Raw genomic sequence first — 19256 nt, 5'->3', positions numbered from 1 at the left:
AAGAACAACGCGAAGCCCATTGAGCAAATACTTCGAAGCTTTATCAGGCAATGCTGAAACCGGCGCCTCGATGGGCTTCATCCCATTCCCGAAAGGGAGCGGTTGTCAGCAGGCAGAGCCCTTGACCGCGGCGCAGAGTGCGGTAATCCGGGTGTTCACAGCGCTGCCCAGCAAGACGAACATCGCCGCCACAGCCACCGTGATCAACCCACCGGCCACGGCGTATTCCACAATGGTCAGGCCGTCTTCATCTTTGGCGAACTTCAGTACCGAAGCCTTGATAGTTTGAAGAGTCATTTCGCACACCTCATTGGGGTTGTTTTTCAAAGAGGCAGTACATTGCGAACTGCCTGATGCAACCCTAGTCAGCAGGTGGTCATAGCCGTTAGGAGGATTTTGCACATCGCTAGGATTTTTTTGCGGGGGATGAGAAACGCCAGGAGGTCGGAAAATCCATCCGTGCCGCAGCGCAAACGGGCGCCCGCGAGCGTCTCGTGGCAGGGACGGCGCTAAAAGACCGGGTTTTTATAAAAATTTATTCGGCGAAGTGATAGCACTGTGACAATACTGCTAGCTAAAGGGCAGGAAGAACCTCTGGGTAGTCGTCCTATGGCGCCAAGTCTGACTGAAAAACCAAAGCTGTTATGGTTCGATCTGACTCACGATCGGTCCACCCAGGAACTCGTCTCCCAGTTCCAGGACAGCTGCGACTGCACGCTGGCAAAGAACGCCATGCTGCCCAGCGGGGAACAGGTCGACATGATCTGCATCCACTTCGATCGCCCGGACACGCCGGGCCTGCGGCGCCTGTTGGAGATCAAGCGGACCGTTCCGGCCATCCCCATCACCATGTTCACCGTGCAGCACTCCGAAGAACTGGCGGTGTGGGCCATGCGCTCCAGCGTCTGGGAATACATGGTGGTGCCCCTGTCTACCGCCGAGAGAAGGCGCTACCTGACGGCCGTGGTGCAACTGTGCGAGTTGCGTCGCAATACCAATGGCCGGGCAAAGACCTCGCAGATCGACCACTCCCCGACCCTGCCGGACAGTATCCGCCTGACCTCCGGGCACCAGAAACACCAGGCCCTCAGCCACATCATGCTGTACATCGACCAGCATTTTCGCGAAAGCATCGATCAGCGCGATCTGGCCAAGCGCTGCGGCATGACCACATTTCGCTTCAGCCGGGTGTTCAAGGAAGCCAACGGACTCGGCTTCACCGACTACGTGCTGAACAAACGCATGAGCTTTGCCAAGGAACTGCTCGACAACAGCCAGATGCCCATCACCAGCATCGGCTACGAGGCCGGCTTCAAGGACCCGTCCTACTTCGCCCGCGCCTTCAAGCAATACGCCAGTTGCACCCCCAGTGAGTACCGTCTTGCGTACCAGGTACGCAGCGCACGTCCTGCGCCACCCTCTGTGGATGAAGCGGCTCTGGAAGCGATTGAAAACCTGGTGCACAGTCTTGAGGGGTGAGCCCTATTTGTTTAGCAAGGCACGTAGTCAGTGCGCAGCACCCAGGCTCATGGGGCGAGCTTTCTTCTCTCGATAGGAATGGACAGGACAATGCTCGTCCGCGTCTCACCGTAGGCATTGATTTTCGCAATAATGTCTTCGATCTCAGCCATGGATCTGGCGTAGATCCGGATCAGATAGGAGTCGTTTCCCGTGATGTGCAGGCACTCAACGACTTCGGGTATGTCGGTGAGCGTCGCGATCAGTTTGGATTTCGCCGGCTTGAGGGTGGTGATGCCGACGACAGCTGATATGCCGTACCCCAGTTTGGTTGGATCTAACTGAGCGCAATAGCCCTTGATGACCCCTGAGTCTTCAAGTTTGCGCAACCTGTCATTGGTGGCAGGAATAGAAAGACCTGCGTGCTTGGAAAGCTCTGTGATGGAAATGCGACCACAGTCCTGTACCTTACCCAGGATTTTGACGTCTATACGATCCATGTGCGTTTTCCCCGGTTAAAAGTATAAATTTTAATGAAAAGCGCGCGTTTTTCATTAAAAAAAGCATGCACCAAAATAAAGCAGGACGCTAGTCTATTTCCAGCCTGAAAGCCGAGGGCAATCAATAGCCCTGCTCTTTAGCGTGACGCACTCATAATAAAATATTCTCTCCAGGGATGGTATTCGCATGGAAGATGAAAAGATAAAGTGTGGAAAAAAGTCATACTCTTTCACCCAGCACATTGGCACGCAAGTACTAAATCTTCGCCGCTTCAAGAAGGACCAGATCCTCATGTACTTGACGGGTGTCGGCTTCTTTTCGCTGGGTGCCAAGTGCTTCATCATCAGTCAACTGGGTACCGATCCATTAGACGTCTTGATCATTTCCATCGATAAAATACTTATGCTTGGCATGGGCATTTGTTCGGCTATCGTGTCCCTCTTCTTCCTCACATGGTGGATGCTCTGGAACAAAAAATACCCGCCGATAAGTCCCTTTATTACAACAACACTGACCGGTCTGTTGATTGATCTCTGGTCATGGTTGGGGCTCGGAGAGTATTTGATCGCGAGAATGAATGAGTACACGTTATTGGCGACGGGACTGATGTTATGTGCCTACTCCTCCGCGTTGATCATCATGAGCGGTATTGGAATCAGAATCATGGACCTGGTGGTCCTGACCATGGTCTCCAAGTGGGGCTGGTCATTCACCAGAGCCAAAATGATCATTGAAATCGGCATCTTTTCGAGCGGATGGCTTTTAGGCGGCCCGTTCGGCGTGGGAACGATTGCATTCCTGCTAGTGATCGGCCCGCTTATTCAACCCTTCATGAACATGAATGCCAAGCGCTTTTCTCTCAAGAACTATGGATTGATTCGCGCTTCATCCGCCTACTAATACCCATAAAGATAGTTGCCATCCATGGCAGCGGGATTGTTTCGCCTCGACTTTTTCAACCGATGATATTGATAGCAACTTCCGTGATGAGGACTGAGAAAGATGGACACTACAAAAAATAAGAACTGGACCTTGGAAAGCAGCCCGGCAAAACTGGAAGAAATACTTCCGGGGGGCGTCGTCAAGTGTCATCTCTCCCCACGAAATTGTGTCATACAGGAGGGCAAGGTAGGTTTTTGCAAAGTGCGCGGAAACCGCGGCGGCAGACTCGTTACATTGAACTACGGCAAAGGCGTTCACAGCACGGAAGAAACGATTGAGACCGAAGCCGTTTTCCACTTTGCCCCTGGAGAGCGGATCCTGTCCCTGGGCAATATCGGCTGCATGCTCAACTGTGGTTATTGCCACAACTGGAAGACCTCGCAAGCCAAGTACGTCACCGACAAAGACGTTTACTACTACACCCCTGAACAAGTTGTGGAAACCGCACTCAAGCACGGAATACGCGTCATTTCCTGGACGTATAACGATCCCGTTGTCTGGCATGAATTCATCCTCGACACGGCAAAGTTGGCCAAGGAAGCGGGCCTGATCAACCTGTATAAATCGGCGTTCTTTATCAGTGAAGAAGCCATTGATGAATTACTGCCGGTTATTGATATTTTCTCGATTTCGCTGAAATCCATTTCCCCGGAATACTACCGCAAGGTCACCACCGGCTGGGTAGAGCCAGTCCTGGCGGGTATCAAGAAGGTCTACGACGCCGGCAAATATGTCGAGGTCAGCACCTTGATGGTGACCGACATCAGCGACGACGAGGAAACGGCCCGGAAAATCAGCCAGTGGGTATTGGATGAACTGGGCCCGAATGTGCCGCTGCACTTCGTCAGGTTCCACCCCGATTACAAGATGAGCAACAGCATCCGTACCCCTGTGGACCGGCTGCTGAAGGCTCGGGACGTTGCTCGGAGCATGGGCGTTGAGCATGTCTATCTGGGCAACGTGAATGACGTCGAGGGAACCAATACCAGCTGCAACAAATGTAACGCCCTGCTCGTCACCCGCTACGGTTTGAACGCTGAAATCATCGGGCTGGACAGCAAGGGTTGCTGCTCTCAATGCGGGCACGATGCGCATTTCAAATTGCTCGGCGAGCATCAGGCGAACGCCCCTGTCGAGCTGCGCGAGGACGCGCTGAGCGCTTACGAGAAACGCAAGTTCGAGTGGCATGGGGATATCGTGTCGCTGCACGCCCAAGTGCTCAATACCGAAGATTTCGAACAGACCGTCTACCTGCGGCGCAACTATACGGACGGGCACAACAGCGATTGGAAATCACTGACGCTGCGGCCACACGAAAGCTATCGATTCATTATTGCCAAGGCACGCATCGATGAAACCGGTCCTGAGGTCTGGCTGCCCAACGGGGTGAACTCGAACCTTCATGAAGTATTCGACAGGGCTCACTTCCCCACGGAATCGATTGAAGAAATTGGTATTTCGCAAAACGACATTACCCCGACCATTGGTTACGAGGGCAAGCAGAACATGTATGAACAGGTCATCAAACTGGTCAGCCAGGCATGAAAGTGTCTACTGAAATACTTCATATCAAGGTCGATGACCGGGACGCGCGCCCTTCGGTCACGCCTATTTATCAGTGCAGCGCCTTCAGCGCTGACTCGGCCTTCTTCTACTCAAGGAAGGCCAATCCCAATGTGAGTGAATTGGAACAGGTTGTCGCATCTCTGGAGGGCAGCGAATATGCCCTGGCCTACAGCACCGGGATGAGCGCCATCTACATGGTGTTGGAACTGTTGAAACCGGGTGCTTCACTGGTCATCAACAAATACATCTATGGCTGCTCTTATAAATTGTTCCAGCGGTATGCGGCACGTATCGGCGCAGACCTGACGATTCTGGATCTCACCACGGCAGACGGGTTGAAGGCATTGCCGGCGAACGTCGACATGGTCATTTTCGAAACACCGACCAATCCGTTCCTGAAAGACATTGATATTCATGCAGTCAGCCGGGCCGTCAAGCAAATCAACCCGCAGGCGCTGGTAGTCGTTGACAATACCTGGGCCACGCCGATATTCCAGAAGCCGTTGAATTTTGGCGCCGACATTTCCCTGTACAGCGCAACCAAATACTTCTCTGGGCATAGCGATGTCATGGGCGGCCTGGTTCTGGTCAACAACGAGAAGATTTATAACCGCCTGCTTGAAGGCCGCTTTTATTCGGGCACGATATTAACCCCCAATAGCGCATGGTTGCTTCGCAGAAGCATGCAGACATTCAACCTGCGCATGGAGAAACACAGCCAGACGACATCCAGCATGCTCAACTATCTGCGTGAGCTGCCTTTTATTGAGCATGTCTATTACCCACGCGTCGATGGCAAACAGCTAACCGGTTATGGCGGCATCGTGTTTGTTGATATTCGACCCGATCTGGTTCCCTTCTACAAAACGTTCACCAGCGCGCTCAAATGGTTTGGCACGGGCACTGGAATGGCCTGCGTGACATCAATGGTTGCCCAGCCCTTCAGCGGCAGCCATGCCTCGATGACGGATCGGGAAAAAGCGGACATGGGCATCGAGAAAGGCCTGGTTCGATTGTGCTTTGGCCTGGAGGACCTGGAAGACCTCAAGGAGGACCTGCTGCAAGCATTCGAAGCCACGCAGAGCAAGGTCGATCAAGAACGCTCACTCGATCCTGCGTAGCGGGTGTTGATCATGAGCAACGGGCCTTCAATGGCTCGTTGCTTTTTTTATGGAGAAGCGAAGTGTCCAGCGCATTCGAAAACACGATATTCGACGACCCCATCCTGAACGTCATCCACCTACTGAACTCCATTGCCCAAGAAAACCCGGAGGCCATTTCACTGGCCTCCGGTCGACCCGATGACGAGCAGTGCGACCCTTCGCTCATCGACAGGGGCCTGGCCCAATACAAGGATCACGTTGCCGGCACCGAACAGTCACTGGCGACGCTGCTTTGCCAATATGGAAAAACCTCTGGAATCATCAATGAAATAATCGCCAACCATTTGCAGGTGGATGAAGCGATCAACGTTTCCAACCCTGAAAGCATTGTGGTGTGCATGGGCTTTCAAGAAGCCTGCACCTTGACGCTCCTGTCCATTTTTGAAGGCGGTGGGGTTTTATTGGTACCTGACCCGGTGTTTTCCGGGATCACGGGCATCGCAAAATTGCTGGGGATAAAAGTAGCCCCCGTCCCCATGGCTGCCTTTCTTGATCCGATCGCCCTGCGCAGGCTCATCGAAGCACTGGAATCCAGAGGTGAAAGAATCAAGGCGCTTTATGCAATTGCGGACTTTAGCAATCCTACCGCCGACAGCCTTTCCCATGACAACAGGAGAGCCATGCTCTCCCTGGCCGATGAAAAGAACTTTTTCATCCTCGAAGACACCGCCTACCGTTACTTCAGGTACGACGGCGATGCCATTGCGTCCATGAAGTCCATCGACAGCCGTCGGGTGTTCTTGCTGGGCTCGTTTGCCAAATCGATTTTCCCGGGCTTGCGCATGGGCTATGTGGTCGCCCCAGAGGGCACGGGGGTCATGTCCTTCAGCGGCCGATTGAGCAAGGCCAAAAGCCTGATCACGGTGAATACCCCCGCTCTGTGCCAAGCGGTTGTCGCAGGCTTGCTGATCGAGCACGACTACTCGTTGAAAGGGCTGAACCAACCCAGGGTGTTGTCTTACACAAAGAAAAGAAATCACATGCTTGAATGCCTTGAGCGCGAATTCCCATTCAAGGTCGGCGCCCAAAGAGCGGTCAGCTGGAATCATCCGGCAGGCGGCTTCTTCATCAACGTGCAGCTGCCTTTCGCCTTTGGATATTCTGAAATGCGCGAATGCGCCAGGTTGTTCAAGGTGATTGTATTTCCCACCACCTTGTTTTCGCTGATGAATGAGGCCACCACCCAGGTCAGGCTGTCGTTCAGCAATGCAACCACCTCGCAAATCACCCAGGCGATAGGCCGTTTCAGGGCGTACGTCGAGTTCAAGCTGCAATAAAACGTCTGCGTGTATTGCAGGGGGAATACCAAGGCTTATGCCTCGCTCAGCGAGGCATAAGCTCCGGGTCAGGCTCCCGTGGCCAGCATGACGCCAGTGGCGACCTGGTAGGCCCCCAGGACGGTGATGGTTGCCCCTGAAAAGTAGTTGATCAGCCTTAGCTTTGATTCGGCAATCCGCGCTTTGAAAATGGAGGAGAACCCACTCAACCCCAGCCACCAGGCAGCCGAGCCCAGGAAGATACCGGTCACCATCGGCAGCAAGGCGTGCTGGCCGCCTTGGTCACTGGCCATACCATCACTCAACGCGGCAAATATCGCGATAAACGACAAGATGGTCATGGGGTTCGACAGGGTCAGGAACAGCGTGGTCGAGTAGGCTTTGAACATATTGGCCCGCTCACCCGCCATGGCCGTCGAGCCGCTCTTCGATCGTATTGTCTGATAACCAATGTAGGCGAGGAACAACCCACCAAAAATACACAACCAGGGTTTAAAGCTGATGAGCGTCGCAATGATGGCGGTGACACCCAGGGCACCGATGAATCCATAGATCGAATCGGCTGTGGCCGCACCCAATCCCGTCGCGAAACCGGCTCTCCACCCAAGCATCAGACTTCGCTGTATGCACAACAGCCCAATGGGTCCTACAGGGGCTGCAATGCACAGCCCAATGACCATCGATTTAACGAATATCAGCATAAATGCATCTCCAGAAGGGGTACTGGAAGGTTAGGAGAAGTGCATTTCTTTAGGAATGAACTATTAATCTTACTAAGCGTTTTCCCTTAAATTTTGCAGGAAGTATTCTCCACTCCCCTTCAATATTAAGGAAAATCGTCGCCAGCCCCCTCATACAAGGCAAATCGCTGGTTAAAGGCCCTTGAGCGCCGGATACATAACCCTGGGCATTGAGATGGCCTTTTTACGCGCATAAAAAAACGCCGCTCAAATGAGCGGCGTTTTTTTGAATTTGGAGCGGGAAACGAGACTCGAACTCGCGACCCCGACCTTGGCAAGGTCGTGCTCTACCAACTGAGCTATTCCCGCAAATGGCGTCCCCTAGGGGACTCGAACCCCTGTTACCGCCGTGAAAGGGCGGTGTCCTAGGCCACTAGACGAAGGGGACACGCTGCCCGGAACACATGGTGTGTGTTCCAGTGCCCAGATCCGCCTCCGAAGATTTGGTTCTGGTTTCACTCAGCCCTGCCCGAAAGCAACGCTGTTTAAAATTGGAGCGGGAAACGAGACTCGAACTCGCGACCCCGACCTTGGCAAGGTCGTGCTCTACCAACTGAGCTATTCCCGCATTGGCGTCCCCTAGGGGACTCGAACCCCTGTTACCGCCGTGAAAGGGCGGTGTCCTAGGCCACTAGACGAAGGGGACACACGTACAACATTCACTGCTTAGAGCGTTTAGCTGAGTGCTTTACGCTGTAAGTGGCGCGCATTCTATGGATGGATTGAAGGGTCGTCAACCCCCAGATATAAATTTATTTAAATCAATGACTTCGCCCGGTTTGGGGGCAATCCGGACATTTTGTCCGCCCGGTCTCTGACGCCTATATTCTGTCAGCCGCCGAGACGCTATAGTCGCGCCCGGCAAATGATGGCAATGTGCATCCACCCGTTTATGCTTCCTATAAACAGCACGACGCCCGTCTAATCGCGTCGCTCGGGCCTATGCGCTTAAAAGCCAAGCCACTACACTGATGACATGCGTACCACAATAAAGAGGTCTTACCGGTGACACCACTCATGATCACCCTGCTCGTCGTAGCCGGGATCGCCCTGTTGATCGCCATTGGCTACATGAACCACGTGGTGGAAAACAACAAGCTGGAAAAGGCCCGCACCAAGGTAGAACTCAACGACCGCATGCGTCGCTGTGGCGAGCTCACCGAAACCTTCCCCGGGCAGTTGATGACCCCTGCCCTGAAGTTGTTGATGACGCGCCTTGAGATGAACGCCTGCCAGCGTTTGCTAAACCTGGACAAGACCAATTCCGCGGTCAAGGCACGCCTGGACGAATTGAGCGCACTGGCCGCCCAAGGTGAGTCGATCCCGGTGAACAATCCACCGGCACCGATCCTGACAGAAGCCAAGGCCAAGGACGTACGTTTTCTGCTCGAGGCCTTGCACGGCCAGATCACTCGCGCCGCCCAGGACGGTTTCCTGCCGTCTAACGAAGCCAAGCGCTGGATTCGCGAAGTGCGGCACATCCTGGTACTGCTGCACATCGAGTTCTTCAACAACCTCGGCCAGCAAGCCCTGCAGCAAGAACAACCCGGGCAGGCCCGCCTGGCCTTCGAGCGCGGCGTGCAGTACCTGCGCAAGCAACAGGAACCCCAGGTCTACGCCGAACAACTGGCCTACCTGGAGAAACTCCTGGCCCGCGCCAATGCCCAGGTCCTGGCCAGCACCCAGCCGGTCGAAGGCGAGGTCAACCAGTTGACCGAAGGGCTGAAGGACGCCGAAGTCAACGACGAGTGGAAGAAGAAGAAGGTTTACGACTGAGATTACTTGGCTGGATCAAGCACCCTTGTGGCGAGGGTGCTCGCTCTCGCTGGGCCGGTCCGACGCCGCGGGCTTCGGGCGTAGCCGCTCTTTAATGATGAGTACTCCGCACTCAAACGGGAGCAAGCTCCCTCGCCACAGGGTATATGTCGAGCCACCACCGGCTCACAACTTGAAATGCCCCACCATCCCTTTCAGCTCAACCCCCAACTGCGCCAGCTCGATGCTGGAAGCGGCATTGCCGCGCATCGCCAGGGACGATTGATCGGCGCTGGCGCGAATGCTGGTGACACTGCGATTGATCTCCTCGGCCACCGAACTTTGCTGCTCGGCCGCCGCCGCGATCTGTTGATTCATCTGCTGGATCAGCGATACCGCCGCCGCAATACTGCCCAAGGCGCTTTCGGTCTGCAGTGCATCGCTGACCGCCATCTTCACCAACTCGCCGCTGCTCTGGATCTGCTGCACGGAAGCCTGGGCCGCTGAACGCAGGGCACTCACCAGTCGCTCGATCTCCTCGGTGGACTGTTGCGTGCGCCTGGCCAATGCCCGCACCTCATCGGCCACGACCGCAAAGCCCCTGCCCTGTTCCCCGGCCCGGGCCGCCTCGATAGCGGCATTGAGTGCCAACAGGTTGGTTTGCTCGGCCACGCTCTTGATCACACTCAGCACCGTGCCGATGTTCTGGATCTCGGCGCTGAGGCTCTCGATGCTGGAGCTGGCCGACGTGGCCGAATCGGCCAACTGCTCGATGCGCACCATGCTCTGCCGCACCACCTGCTGGCCACTTTCGACCTTGTCGTCGGCGGTCTGGGCCGCTTGTGCGGCTTCCTCGGCGTTGCGTGCCACATCATGCACAGTCGCCGTCATCTGGTTCATCGCCGTGGCGACCTGCTCGGTTTCCTCTTTCTGGCTGCTGACTTCCAGGTTGGTCTGTTCAGTCACGGCCGACAGCGATTGGGCCGAATTGGCCAACTGCTCGATGCCGGCCTGCAGGCCGCTGACGATACTGCTCAGCCCCGCGCCCATCTGTTGCATCGCCTGCATCAACTGACCAATTTCATCCCGGCGCGTCACCTCGACCGTGGCGCTCAAGTCACCCGACGCAATCTGCCGGGCCACGCGAATGACACTGCGCAGCGGCGTCACGATCAGCCGGGTTATGACCCACGCCGCGATCAATCCCACCAGCAACGCCAAGGCCGACGAACCGATGATCAGCAGCGAATTTTTCTTCAGCTCGGTCTGCATGGCCTGGTCTTCGGCACTGAAGGCCTGGTCAACCCGCGCCACCACTTGGTCGGCCCGCTCGTGCAGTTGCTGGTAGACGACTTTTTCCTTCGCCAGCAGGCCGGTGTATTCGGCCAATTGTTCATTGAACCCGGCGATATGCCCGGCCACTTCATTCAGCACGGTCTGGTAACCCGGGTCCTTGACCGTGGTCTTGAGCACTTCGGCCTGTTTCATCGCCTGCTCGGCCTGTTCGATGCTGCCTTCTCCGGCGCCCTCGACATTGCCTTTGCGGCTCTGGTCCAGGCGGACCCGTGCTTCGTTCATGGCCTGCAACATCAAGCGTGATACTTCGCTGACCTGGTTGGCCTGCTCGATGAACTCGGCACCCTCCTTGCCCTCGGAATCTTTCAAGGTATAGGCGCCGTCATCCGCCAGCCCGGCCTGCAACACATCCAGGTTATTGGCGACGCTGGACACCGACCAACTGGCCATTTCCAGCGCCAGGTCCTTGCTCTGGCTCAACCCGACAAATTCGTCGAACGCCTTGCGATACGCGGCCAGCGCCTGCTCCACGTCGTTCATCACTGGCACGTTGGCAGCCGACTGCACCTTGAGTTCGTTCGCCTGGGCCACCAGCCCATCGACGCCCTGGCGCAGGGCGTCGGCCGTCTTGGGATCGGAGCGCGAGGCGTATTCCTGCTCCAGCAGCCTGACCTTGAGCAACCCGCTGTTGAGGGAGGACATCTGTTTCAGGCCATCGAAGCGATAGCTGATGGTCTGCAGGGACCAGACACCGATGGCCGCGACCACTGCGGTCAGCAACAGCACCAGGACAAATCCGATACCCAGTTTCTTTGCCATACCGAGGTTGGCAAAACGTCCTTGCACGGCCGAAATCATTGCGCTCAGTCCTCTGCCAGCGTGTGTTGATTGCAGATTCGCAACGAGACGCCCTGCAACACAAGATGCTGGCGTCGGAATAATGGCAAAAAGCTACAGCCGCGTCGTTTTCAGGACACTAGAGGTCGATCCAGAGCCGCGGCCCGGAAGAACGCCAGCGCCCTGGGGTCACGGGCATACGCCACGTTGATCCGTAGCCAGTCGCTGTCGGCGCCCGAAGGGCTGAATGCGCTACGCGAAGACAGCAGCACGCCACAACGCCTGGCCAGACGTTGTACTCCAGCGTAGTCACACAATGGCGGTCTTGCCCAGATGAAAAGCCCGCCGGCCGGTTTGCCAAAGACCTCCCAGTCGGCGTCTTCCAGTACCTGCAACAGCGCCGCCATATCGGCACCCAGACGCTGCCGCTGGCGCTGGACCAGCTTGCGATAGGCACCATTGGCCAGGAGGCAGGCAAGGACCGACTCACAGAACCGCGAGCCACCCATGCTGGTAATGCCCTTGACCTCGCTCAGGCGCGCGATGATGGAAGGCCCGGCCACCACGAAACCGACGCGCAACGAACTGCTCAGGGTTTTCGAGAAGCTGCCCACGTAGACCACCTCCGGATCCAGTGCCGCCAGCCGGGTCCGTGCCGAGCTCTGGAAATCGCCATAGGCATCGTCTTCGATCACCAGTACGCCGTGCTCCCTCGTCAATTGCAGCAGCCGTTGAGCGACGGCCGGAGCCAGGCTGGTGCCGGTCGGGTTATGGCAGGCGCTGTTGACGAACAGCGCAGTGGGCCGGTGCATCGCCAGCAGGTCTTGCAGCGCATCGACGTCCGGGCCGCGCGGGGTCCTGGGCAGTTCGATCATGTCGATGTCGTGCAACCTGAGCAGGTCGAACAGGCTTGAATAGCCGGGGCTCTCCACGACCACGCAGGAACCCGGCGGCAACAGTGTCCGTACGATCAGGTCCAGCCCGTGGGTCGCCCCGGTGGTGGTCAGGATCAGGTCTTTATCGGCCTCGATATTGAATTGTTTCAAGCGCCTGGACAGTTGCTCACGCAGGGCAGGCAGCCCCAACGACGTGCTGTAGTTGAACAATCCCGCCATGTCGGTGCGAGTGACCTGACGGATCGCGTAGCCCAGGTCATCGCTTTCACGCCAGCTCTCGGGCAGCCCGCCACACCCCAGCTTCAATTCCCATTGCGAGCTGTCGCCCCCGTCGGTGAACGTGTCTTGCTGTCGATTCTGATCGGTGGGCTCGGGCGGAGGGGGTGGGGCGACAAAAAAGCTGGAACCATGGCGGGACGCCAACAAGCCTTGGGCGACCAGGCGTTCACACGCCTCATTGACGCTGGACTGGCTGAGCAGGTTCTCCCGCGCCAGTTGGCGCACGGATGGCAGCCGAGTTCCCGGTTGCACCGCATCCTGTCGGATCCAGCCGGTCAGCGCGTCAACGATTTGCTGCACGACAGGCACCAGGGCCTGTCGGTCGATTCTCAACTCCATGAGTAACCAAGCTCCTAAGCGTTTGTTTTATTTCCGGAAACAGTTAAGCACAGGCCGCTACGGGACGATGTACGACAACGTCGCCAAAACCATCGATTCTCACCCTTTGAAACACATTGAGGGCCGTTCCGAGGTTTTTTCGGCCTCACACGAAAAAGCCCGCAACCAGTGCGGGCTTCGTCCTACAAGCTAATGGGCACGCCCTCAGAACGCTGTGACGCCGCCGTCCACCGCCAGGGAATGGCCCGTGGTGAAAGCCGCACCGTCGCTGCACAAATACAGCACGGCGCTGGCGATCTCCTCGACTTTGCCGATACGCCCCACCGGGTGCATGGCATTGGCGAACTCGCCCTTCTTCGGGTCTGCTTCATAGGCACGACGGAACATGTCGGTGTCGATCACCGCCGGACAGACTGCATTGACGCGGATTTTCTTCTTGGCGTATTCGATGGCGGCCGATTTGGTCAGGCCGATCACGGCATGCTTGGACGCCGCATAGATGCTCATCTTCGGCGCTGCCCCCAAGCCCGCCACCGAGGCGGTGTTGACGATCGCCCCGCCACCCTGGGCCAGCAGCAATGGCAGTTGGTATTTCATGCACAGCCAGACGCCCTTCACATTGACCCCCATGATCGCGTCGAACTCATCGAGGGTACCGTCGGCCAACTTGCCCTTCTCGATCTCGATCCCGGCGTTGTTGAAGGCGTAGTCAAGGCGACCGTAGGTCTTGATCACTTCGTCCATCAGTTGCTGCACATCGTTTTCCAGCGTCACGTTGCAGCGCACGAACACCGCTTCGCCGCCCGAATCACGAATCGACTGCACCGTGCCCTCGCCGCCCGCCACGTCCAGGTCGGCCACCACCACTTTCAGGCCCTCTGCCGCGAACGCCAAGGCAGTGGCCCGGCCGATACCAGCGGCAGCGCCGGTAACCACGGCGACCTGTCCGGAAAACGTCATGCTCATTGTCTGTTCCTCGAAGAATGCGGGAGATGCCGCCAGTCTAGTCACAGGTCCCGAGGGCGCGGCAGCACTATCCAACTGCCGTTTGAGCACTCATGGGCGCCAGTGATAAGGCCCCCAGGCGAACTATCACTGGGTTGGATCGAACTGCATTCGCTATGTCAGCAAACCTTGCGACAAGCGCTTCGAAGGTCTATCAACAAGGCTTCATTCATCTTGAGTGCCCGCCATGACTGCCCAGACCAATCGCCAGTTCCTGCTCGCCAAACGCCCGATAGGCGCGGCGACCCGCGAGACTTTCACCTATCAGCAAGTACCGGTCGGCGAACCGGCAGCCGGCCAGATCCTGGTGAAAAACGAATACCTGTCCCTGGACCCGGCCATGCGCGGCTGGATGAACGAGGGCAAGTCCTATATCCCGCCGGTCGGCATCGGCGAAGTGATGCGGGCATTGGGTGTCGGCCAGGTAATTGCCTCCAACAACCCGGGGTTCGCCGTCGGGGACTACGTAAACGGTGCGCTGGGGGTGCAGGATTATTTCCTCGGCGAGCCAAGAGGTTTCTATAAGGTCGATCCGAAACTGGCACCGCTGCCACGTTATTTGTCCGCACTGGGCATGACAGGCATGACCGCCTATTTCGCCCTGCTGGACGTCGGCGCGCCCAAGGCTGGCGAGACCGTGGTGCTCTCCGGTGCCGCCGGTGCGGTGGGCAGCATCGCCGGGCAGATCGCCAAGATCAAAGGCTGTCGCGTGGTGGGCATCGCCGGCGGGGCCGACAAATGCAAGTTCCTGGTCGATGAACTGGGTTTCGACGGCGCCATCGACTACAAGAACGAAGACGTCCACGCCGGCCTCAAGCGCGAATGCCCCAAGGGCGTGGATGTGTATTTCGACAACGTCGGGGGCGACATCCTCGATGCCGTGCTCAGTCGCTTGAACCTCAAGGCCCGCGTGGTAATTTGCGGCGCAATCAGCCAGTACAACAATAAAGAAGCGGTAAAGGGTCCCGCCAACTACCTGTCGCTGCTGGTCAATCGGGCGCGCATGGAAGGCTTCGTGGTCATGGACTACGCCGCGCAGTTCGCCGCCGCCGGGCAGGAAATGGCCGGCTGGATGGCCAAGGGGCAGCTCAAGAGCAAGGAAGACATTGTCGAAGGCCTGGAGACATTTCCCGAGACACTGACCAAATTGTTCAGTGGGGAGAACTTCGGGAAGCTAGTGCTCAAGGTCTGACACAAAACCACTGTGGGAGCTCGCTCCCACAGGTTCACTCCCACACCAAGGGATCTTCGGGGTCAGGTCAGGCCAGTTCGGCCACGACCGCCGCCAGCGCCCTAGCCGGATCGGCGGCCTGGCTGATCGGACGGCCGATCACCAGGTAATCGGAACCGGCGTCCAGCGCCTGGCGCGGAGTCAGGATGCGACGCTGGTCGTCCTGGGCGCTGCCCGTCGGACGAATCCCCGGCGTCACGAGTTGCAGCGACGGGTGAGCCGCTTTCAGGGCGCTGGCCTCCAGGGCCGAACAGACCAGACCGTCCAGGCCGGCCTTCTGCGCCAGCGCCGCCAACCGCAGCACCTGCTCCTGGGGCTCGACGTCCAGGCCGATCCCGGCCAGATCCTCGCGCTCCATGCTGGTCAGCACGGTCACGCCGATCAGCAACGGTTTCGGGCCGCTGCGCTGATCCAGCACTTCACGGCAGGCCGCCATCATGCGCAGGCCACCGGAGCAATGCACGTTGACCATCCACACGCCCATCTCCGCAGCGGCCTTGACGGCCATGGCGGTGGTGTTGGGAATATCGTGGAACTTCAGGTCCAGGAACACTTCGAAACCCTTGTCGCGCAGGGTCCCGACAATTTCCGAAGCACAACTGGTGAACAGTTCCTTGCCGACTTTGACCCGGCAAAGCTTGGGGTCCAACTGGTCGGCCAGCTTCAGGGCGGCGTCACGGGTGGGAAAATCCAGGGCGACGATAATGGGCGTCTGGCAGGCGGACATGAGCGGGCTCTCAGGCAAGTCGAAATCGGCGCGCATTGTAGCGGAACGAGCGCCCGTGCGGGACCCGATGATCGGTAAATCTCATCATCCCCCCAGCAGCATGGACGATACCGGCCTTTGTGTCGAAGCCGATACATTCATGACATGCGTACAACACGTCGACACGCTACCGTCCGCCACCGCAACCCGTCCTTTCAGCGCTTCACGCCTCGCGGCACGAAGCCTATGCTGAGGGCTCAACCTCGCCGCCTGCTTTGCGGTTGGCAGCCTACCTGGCAGATGATGCATCCATGCAGAACACCCCTGTTGCAAATTCTGGCGATCAAAAAGTACCCGACGATGACAAGCGCTGGAACACCCGCGCGCTGATCGTCGATGACGACGTGCCGATCCGCGAGCTGCTGGTCGATTACCTGGCCCGCTTCAGCATACGCGCCAGCGGCGTGACCGATGGCGCGGCCATGCGCCAGGCAATGCAGGCCGAGCACTTCGACGTGATCGTGCTCGACCTGATGCTGCCAGGTGAAGATGGCTTGCAGTTGTGCCGCTGGCTGCGCGCCGAATCGGACATCCCGATCCTGATGCTCACCGCCCGTTGCGAGCCCACCGACCGCATCATCGGCCTGGAGCTGGGCGCCGATGACTACATGGCCAAGCCGTTCGAACCCAGGGAGCTGGTGGCGCGTATCCAGACCATCCTGCGCCGGGTGCGCGACGACCGCAGCGAGCAGCGGGCCAATATCCGTTTCGACAACTGGCGGCTCAACAGCGTGCTGCGCCAACTGATCTCCGCCGATGGGCTGGTGGTGCCGCTGTCCAATGCCGAGTTCCGCCTGTTGTGGGTCTTCATCGAACGGCCACGCCGAGTGCTCAGCCGCGAACAACTGCTGGACGCGGCTCGCGGGCGCTCCATCGAGGCCTTCGACCGCAGCATCGACCTGCTTGTATCACGCCTGCGCCAGAAGCTGGGCGACGACCCCAAGGCCCCGCAACTGATCAAGACCGTGCGCGGTGAGGGCTATTTGTTCGACGCGCGGGACATCGGTTGATGCAACTGCGCCTCGACTCCCTGTTCGGCCGCCTGTTTGGCGTGCTGTTGCTGGCGATTGTCCTGGCGCATCTGTTGGCGTTTGCCTGGTTTTCTCACTACGACAGGCCGCCTCCCGGGCCGCCACCGGGATTTTCCCGACAAGCCGAAGGCCCCCCGCGCTTCGGCCCGCCCCCTAACCGTCCAGCGCGCCCCTGGTTCGGCGGGCCGGTGGTGCCGCTGACCTTTCAATTCGTGTTCCTGATCGTCGCGGCCTGGTACGGCGCCAAGCTCCTGACCCGACCCATCCAGCGCCTGAGCGATGCAGCCGAGCGCTTGAGCGAAAACCTCGACAGCCCGCCGCTGGATGAAAACGGCCCCCGTGAGGCGCGACAGGCAGCCCATACGTTCAACCTGATGCAGCAACGGATTCTCGAGCAGGTGCAGCAGCGTTCGCGCATGCTCGGCGCGGTGTCCCATGACCTGCGCACGCCGCTGTCGCGGCTCAAGCTGCGCCTGGAGCAGATCGATGACATCAAGCTGCAAGGCCAGATGCGCCAGGACCTGGACGACATGATCGGCATGCTCGATGCCACCCTCACCTACTTGCACGAACAGCGCACCAGTGAAGCGCTGCAATGGATGGACGTGCAGGCCTTGGTGGAATCGTTGAGCGAAAACGCCCAGGACCAGGGCGCCGATGTGCAGGTCAGCGGTACCTGCGCGCCGCTGCAGGTGCAACCGATGGCGCTGCGTTCGTGCCTCAACAACCTCATCGACAATGCCCTGCGCTACGCCGGTCATGCCTTGATTAGCCTGGAAGACCAACACAAGCAGGTGCTGATTCGAGTCATCGACCATGGTCCCGGTATTGCGGCGGACAAACGCGAGGCCGTGTTCGAGCCGTTCTTTCGCCTGGAAGGCTCACGCAACCGTAACTCCGGCGGCGTCGGCCTGGGCATGACCATCGCCCGGGAAGCCACCGAACGCCTGGGCGGGCAATTGACCCTCGAAGAGACGCCAGGGGGCGGTTTGACGGCGGTGATCAGCCTGCCTCGTCTCTAAGCCCTCTTATCTCCCCTGTGGGAGCGAGCTTGCTCGCGATAGAGGCCTGTCAGGCACATCAAGGTGGACTGATACACCGCCATCGCGAGCAAGCTCGCTCCCACAGGGGCGAACGCTGTGTATTTCTCTCGGTACAAACTCCACATACCCCCGACAACTCCCCCGCAGAGGCTGCATAAGCCGGTGCACCCACCGGCTATCCCAGCCCAAGGAGAGCGCCCATGATTGGTAGCGTCAGCAGTTACTCGACCTATACCAGCACCAGCAGTACCGCCACCAGCAGTGCCCGCAGCCAGCAGTTTCAAAAGGAACTGCTGAGCAAGCTCGACAGTGACGGCGACGGTTCGGTCAATCAGGAAGAGTTGAGCACCGCCCTGTCGCAGAAAAGCGACGATGGCATCCTGGTCAGCCTGAGCGACAATTTCGGCGACCTGGACAGTGACGGCAGCGGTGACCTGAGCAGCGAGGAAATGGCCGCAATGGCGCCACCACCTCCGCCGCCACGGGACCAGGCGCCGAATACCGAACTGGCCGATGCGCTGCTCAGTGTCCTGGACACCGACGGTGATGGCGTGGTCAGCAGCGATGAGTTGAGCAACGGCCTGGCCAGCACTGGCAGCGATGCCGACAGCCAGCAAGTGTTCTCGGCGTTGGACAAGAATGAAGACGGCACTGTCAGCCTCGACGAACTCGCCGCCAGCCTTGCGCCACCGCCACCACCGCAACAGGCCTCCAGTGAAGAGCTGTTCAGCCAGCTCGATGCCGATGGCGACGCCACCGTCACTGCCAGCGAACTGAGCAGCGCCTTGCAGGCCGGTCGCCGCAGCGACAGCTCCACCGAACAGGCCAATGTCAGCGAAGCGTTGAACAGAATGATCGCCAACCTCAGCCGGCAGTACTCACTGGATAACATCGCCACTGTAGGGAAACACCTGAACGTGGCGACCTGATTCACTCGAACCTGGCCCTTCGGGCGCCAGGTTGGCGGTTGATGGGTCGACAATAACCCTGTGGCGAGGGAGCTTGCTCCCGCTGGGCTGCGCAGCAGCCCTGAAGCCAGCCGACACGGTGCATCAGACGGATCGAGGTCATAGGTTTGGGGTCGCTTCGCAACCCAGCGGGAGCAAGCTCCCTCGCCACAAGTGTTCGGGC

The 19256-nt window shown here is 58.3% G+C and carries 17 protein-coding genes, 4 tRNA genes and 1 pseudogene; 10 read left to right on the top strand and 12 right to left on the bottom strand.

Annotation, left to right across the window (positions count from 1 at the left end; translation table 11 throughout):
* Positions 1–105: 105 nt before the first annotated feature.
* Positions 106–297: a Flp family type IVb pilin gene (locus AB4Z20_RS18335; protein WP_003204342.1), complete on the bottom strand. Its 192-nt coding sequence runs from the start codon at positions 295–297 to the stop codon at positions 106–108.
* A gap of 312 nt (positions 298–609) precedes the next feature.
* Here AB4Z20_RS18335 and AB4Z20_RS18330 point away from each other — a divergent pair, with 312 nt between their 5' ends.
* Positions 610–1479: a helix-turn-helix transcriptional regulator gene (locus AB4Z20_RS18330; RefSeq protein WP_253476918.1), complete on the top strand. Its 870-nt coding sequence runs from the start codon at positions 610–612 to the stop codon at positions 1477–1479.
* A 47-nt stretch (positions 1480–1526) separates the two neighbouring features.
* Here AB4Z20_RS18330 and AB4Z20_RS18325 read toward each other — a convergent pair whose 3' ends face one another.
* The gene (locus AB4Z20_RS18325; protein WP_003204346.1) at positions 1527–1958 is read right to left on the bottom strand and encodes an Lrp/AsnC family transcriptional regulator; all 432 of its coding nucleotides are present in this window, start codon (positions 1956–1958) and stop codon (positions 1527–1529) included.
* Between the two features lie 187 nt (positions 1959–2145).
* Between AB4Z20_RS18325 and AB4Z20_RS18320 the strand changes: the two genes are divergently transcribed.
* The 4 genes from AB4Z20_RS18320 (at position 2146) to AB4Z20_RS18305 (ending at position 6907) form a co-directional block, all read left to right on the top strand.
* Positions 2146–2859 (top strand): YczE/YyaS/YitT family protein, encoded by a 714-nt coding sequence (locus AB4Z20_RS18320; RefSeq protein WP_442090353.1) that lies wholly within the window; start codon positions 2146–2148, stop codon positions 2857–2859.
* A 102-nt stretch (positions 2860–2961) separates the two neighbouring features.
* Entirely contained in the window at positions 2962–4446 is a 1485-nt protein-coding gene (amrS, locus tag AB4Z20_RS18315) for an AmmeMemoRadiSam system radical SAM enzyme (protein ID WP_253476921.1), read from the top strand.
* A complete protein-coding gene (locus AB4Z20_RS18310; protein ID WP_253476923.1) occupies positions 4443–5588 on the top strand; it encodes a PLP-dependent transferase in 1146 nt (381 codons plus the stop codon). Before amrS ends, AB4Z20_RS18310 begins: the two co-directional genes overlap by 4 nt.
* Positions 5589–5650: 62 nt before the next feature.
* Positions 5651–6907: an aminotransferase-like domain-containing protein gene (locus AB4Z20_RS18305; RefSeq protein WP_258689051.1), complete on the top strand. Its 1257-nt coding sequence runs from the start codon at positions 5651–5653 to the stop codon at positions 6905–6907.
* Positions 6908–6975: 68 nt separating this feature from the next.
* On the opposite strand, the gene AB4Z20_RS18300 is transcribed toward AB4Z20_RS18305, so the two are convergent.
* The 5 genes from AB4Z20_RS18300 to AB4Z20_RS18280 form a co-directional block, all read right to left on the bottom strand.
* Positions 6976–7608 carry a LysE family translocator gene (locus tag AB4Z20_RS18300; protein WP_442090352.1) on the bottom strand — a complete coding sequence of 211 codons (633 nt, stop codon included), beginning with the start codon at positions 7606–7608 and terminating at the stop codon, positions 6976–6978.
* A 272-nt stretch (positions 7609–7880) separates the two neighbouring features.
* Positions 7881–7956, bottom strand: a tRNA-Gly gene (locus tag AB4Z20_RS18295).
* Positions 7957–7959: 3 nt separating this feature from the next.
* A tRNA-Glu gene (locus AB4Z20_RS18290) sits at positions 7960–8035 on the bottom strand.
* Between the two features lie 104 nt (positions 8036–8139).
* Positions 8140–8215 (bottom strand) — tRNA-Gly (locus AB4Z20_RS18285).
* A 2-nt stretch (positions 8216–8217) separates the two neighbouring features.
* Positions 8218–8293: transfer RNA gene (locus tag AB4Z20_RS18280), tRNA-Glu, on the bottom strand.
* A gap of 371 nt (positions 8294–8664) precedes the next feature.
* Between AB4Z20_RS18280 and AB4Z20_RS18275 the strand changes: the two genes are divergently transcribed.
* Positions 8665–9423: a hypothetical protein gene (locus tag AB4Z20_RS18275; protein ID WP_253476929.1), complete on the top strand. Its 759-nt coding sequence runs from the start codon at positions 8665–8667 to the stop codon at positions 9421–9423.
* Between the two features lie 165 nt (positions 9424–9588).
* Here the strand turns inward: AB4Z20_RS18275 and AB4Z20_RS18270 are convergent, their stop codons facing one another.
* From AB4Z20_RS18270 to AB4Z20_RS18255, 4 genes and pseudogenes are all read right to left on the bottom strand, one after another.
* Positions 9589–10293 (bottom strand): methyl-accepting chemotaxis protein, encoded by a 705-nt coding sequence (locus AB4Z20_RS18270; protein ID WP_371914243.1) that lies wholly within the window; start codon positions 10291–10293, stop codon positions 9589–9591.
* Positions 10294–10497: 204 nt separating this feature from the next.
* Positions 10498–10674: pseudogene (locus tag AB4Z20_RS18265) on the bottom strand (HAMP domain-containing protein); the annotation flags it as partial.
* Positions 10675–11666: 992 nt separating this feature from the next.
* Positions 11667–13049 (bottom strand): aminotransferase-like domain-containing protein, encoded by a 1383-nt coding sequence (locus tag AB4Z20_RS18260; RefSeq protein WP_442090351.1) that lies wholly within the window; start codon positions 13047–13049, stop codon positions 11667–11669.
* Positions 13050–13253: 204 nt separating this feature from the next.
* On the bottom strand, positions 13254–14015 hold the full coding sequence (locus AB4Z20_RS18255; protein WP_057451989.1) for an SDR family oxidoreductase: 762 nt from the start codon (positions 14013–14015) through the stop codon (positions 13254–13256).
* 226 nt (positions 14016–14241) lie between these two features.
* On the opposite strand from AB4Z20_RS18255, the gene AB4Z20_RS18250 reads away from it, so the two are divergent.
* The gene (locus AB4Z20_RS18250; protein ID WP_253476940.1) at positions 14242–15246 is read left to right on the top strand and encodes an NADP-dependent oxidoreductase; all 1005 of its coding nucleotides are present in this window, start codon (positions 14242–14244) and stop codon (positions 15244–15246) included.
* 67 nt (positions 15247–15313) lie between these two features.
* On the opposite strand, the gene pyrF is transcribed toward AB4Z20_RS18250, so the two are convergent.
* A complete protein-coding gene (gene pyrF / locus AB4Z20_RS18245; protein WP_320389276.1) occupies positions 15314–16012 on the bottom strand; it encodes an orotidine-5'-phosphate decarboxylase in 699 nt (232 codons plus the stop codon).
* A 290-nt stretch (positions 16013–16302) separates the two neighbouring features.
* On the opposite strand from pyrF, the gene AB4Z20_RS18240 reads away from it, so the two are divergent.
* The 3 genes from AB4Z20_RS18240 to xopAW all read left to right on the top strand — a co-directional run bounded on the left by AB4Z20_RS18240 (position 16303) and on the right by xopAW (position 19054).
* The gene (locus tag AB4Z20_RS18240) at positions 16303–17061 is read left to right on the top strand and encodes a response regulator (RefSeq protein WP_253476945.1); all 759 of its coding nucleotides are present in this window, start codon (positions 16303–16305) and stop codon (positions 17059–17061) included.
* Positions 17061–18104 (top strand): sensor histidine kinase, encoded by a 1044-nt coding sequence (locus AB4Z20_RS18235; RefSeq protein WP_442090350.1) that lies wholly within the window; start codon positions 17061–17063, stop codon positions 18102–18104. Before AB4Z20_RS18240 ends, AB4Z20_RS18235 begins: the two co-directional genes overlap by 1 nt.
* 221 nt (positions 18105–18325) lie before the next feature.
* Positions 18326–19054: a XopAW family type III secretion system calcium-binding effector gene (xopAW, locus tag AB4Z20_RS18230; protein WP_442090349.1), complete on the top strand. Its 729-nt coding sequence runs from the start codon at positions 18326–18328 to the stop codon at positions 19052–19054.
* The last annotated feature ends 202 nt before the right edge of the window (positions 19055–19256 follow it).

It is taken from the genome of Pseudomonas sp. KB_12, assembly GCF_052114545.1.
GTDB lineage: Bacteria > Pseudomonadota > Gammaproteobacteria > Pseudomonadales > Pseudomonadaceae > Aquipseudomonas > Aquipseudomonas brassicacearum.
This window is presented reverse-complemented; position numbering and strand designations above follow the sequence as displayed.

Coding starts and splice junctions, on each gene's coding strand:
- AB4Z20_RS18250 (WP_253476940.1), top strand. CDS start 14,242: ATGACTGCCCAGACCAATCGCCAGTTCCTGCTCGCCAAACGCCCGATA.
- AB4Z20_RS18275 (WP_253476929.1), top strand. CDS start 8,665: ATGATCACCCTGCTCGTCGTAGCCGGGATCGCCCTGTTGATCGCCATT.
- xopAW (WP_442090349.1), top strand. CDS start 18,326: ATGATTGGTAGCGTCAGCAGTTACTCGACCTATACCAGCACCAGCAGT.
- AB4Z20_RS18330 (WP_253476918.1), top strand. CDS start 610: ATGGCGCCAAGTCTGACTGAAAAACCAAAGCTGTTATGGTTCGATCTG.
- AB4Z20_RS18255 (WP_057451989.1), bottom strand. CDS start 14,015: ATGAGCATGACGTTTTCCGGACAGGTCGCCGTGGTTACCGGCGCTGCC.
- AB4Z20_RS18325 (WP_003204346.1), bottom strand. CDS start 1,958: ATGGATCGTATAGACGTCAAAATCCTGGGTAAGGTACAGGACTGTGGT.
- AB4Z20_RS18335 (WP_003204342.1), bottom strand. CDS start 297: ATGACTCTTCAAACTATCAAGGCTTCGGTACTGAAGTTCGCCAAAGAT.
- AB4Z20_RS18235 (WP_442090350.1), top strand. CDS start 17,061: ATGCAACTGCGCCTCGACTCCCTGTTCGGCCGCCTGTTTGGCGTGCTG.
- AB4Z20_RS18300 (WP_442090352.1), bottom strand. CDS start 7,608: ATGCTGATATTCGTTAAATCGATGGTCATTGGGCTGTGCATTGCAGCC.
- AB4Z20_RS18320 (WP_442090353.1), top strand. CDS start 2,146: ATGGAAGATGAAAAGATAAAGTGTGGAAAAAAGTCATACTCTTTCACC.
- pyrF (WP_320389276.1), bottom strand. CDS start 16,012: ATGTCCGCCTGCCAGACGCCCATTATCGTCGCCCTGGATTTTCCCACC.
- AB4Z20_RS18240 (WP_253476945.1), top strand. CDS start 16,303: ATGCAGAACACCCCTGTTGCAAATTCTGGCGATCAAAAAGTACCCGAC.
- AB4Z20_RS18270 (WP_371914243.1), bottom strand. CDS start 10,293: ATGACGGCGACTGTGCATGATGTGGCACGCAACGCCGAGGAAGCCGCA.
- amrS (WP_253476921.1), top strand. CDS start 2,962: ATGGACACTACAAAAAATAAGAACTGGACCTTGGAAAGCAGCCCGGCA.
- AB4Z20_RS18310 (WP_253476923.1), top strand. CDS start 4,443: ATGAAAGTGTCTACTGAAATACTTCATATCAAGGTCGATGACCGGGAC.
- AB4Z20_RS18260 (WP_442090351.1), bottom strand. CDS start 13,049: ATGGAGTTGAGAATCGACCGACAGGCCCTGGTGCCTGTCGTGCAGCAA.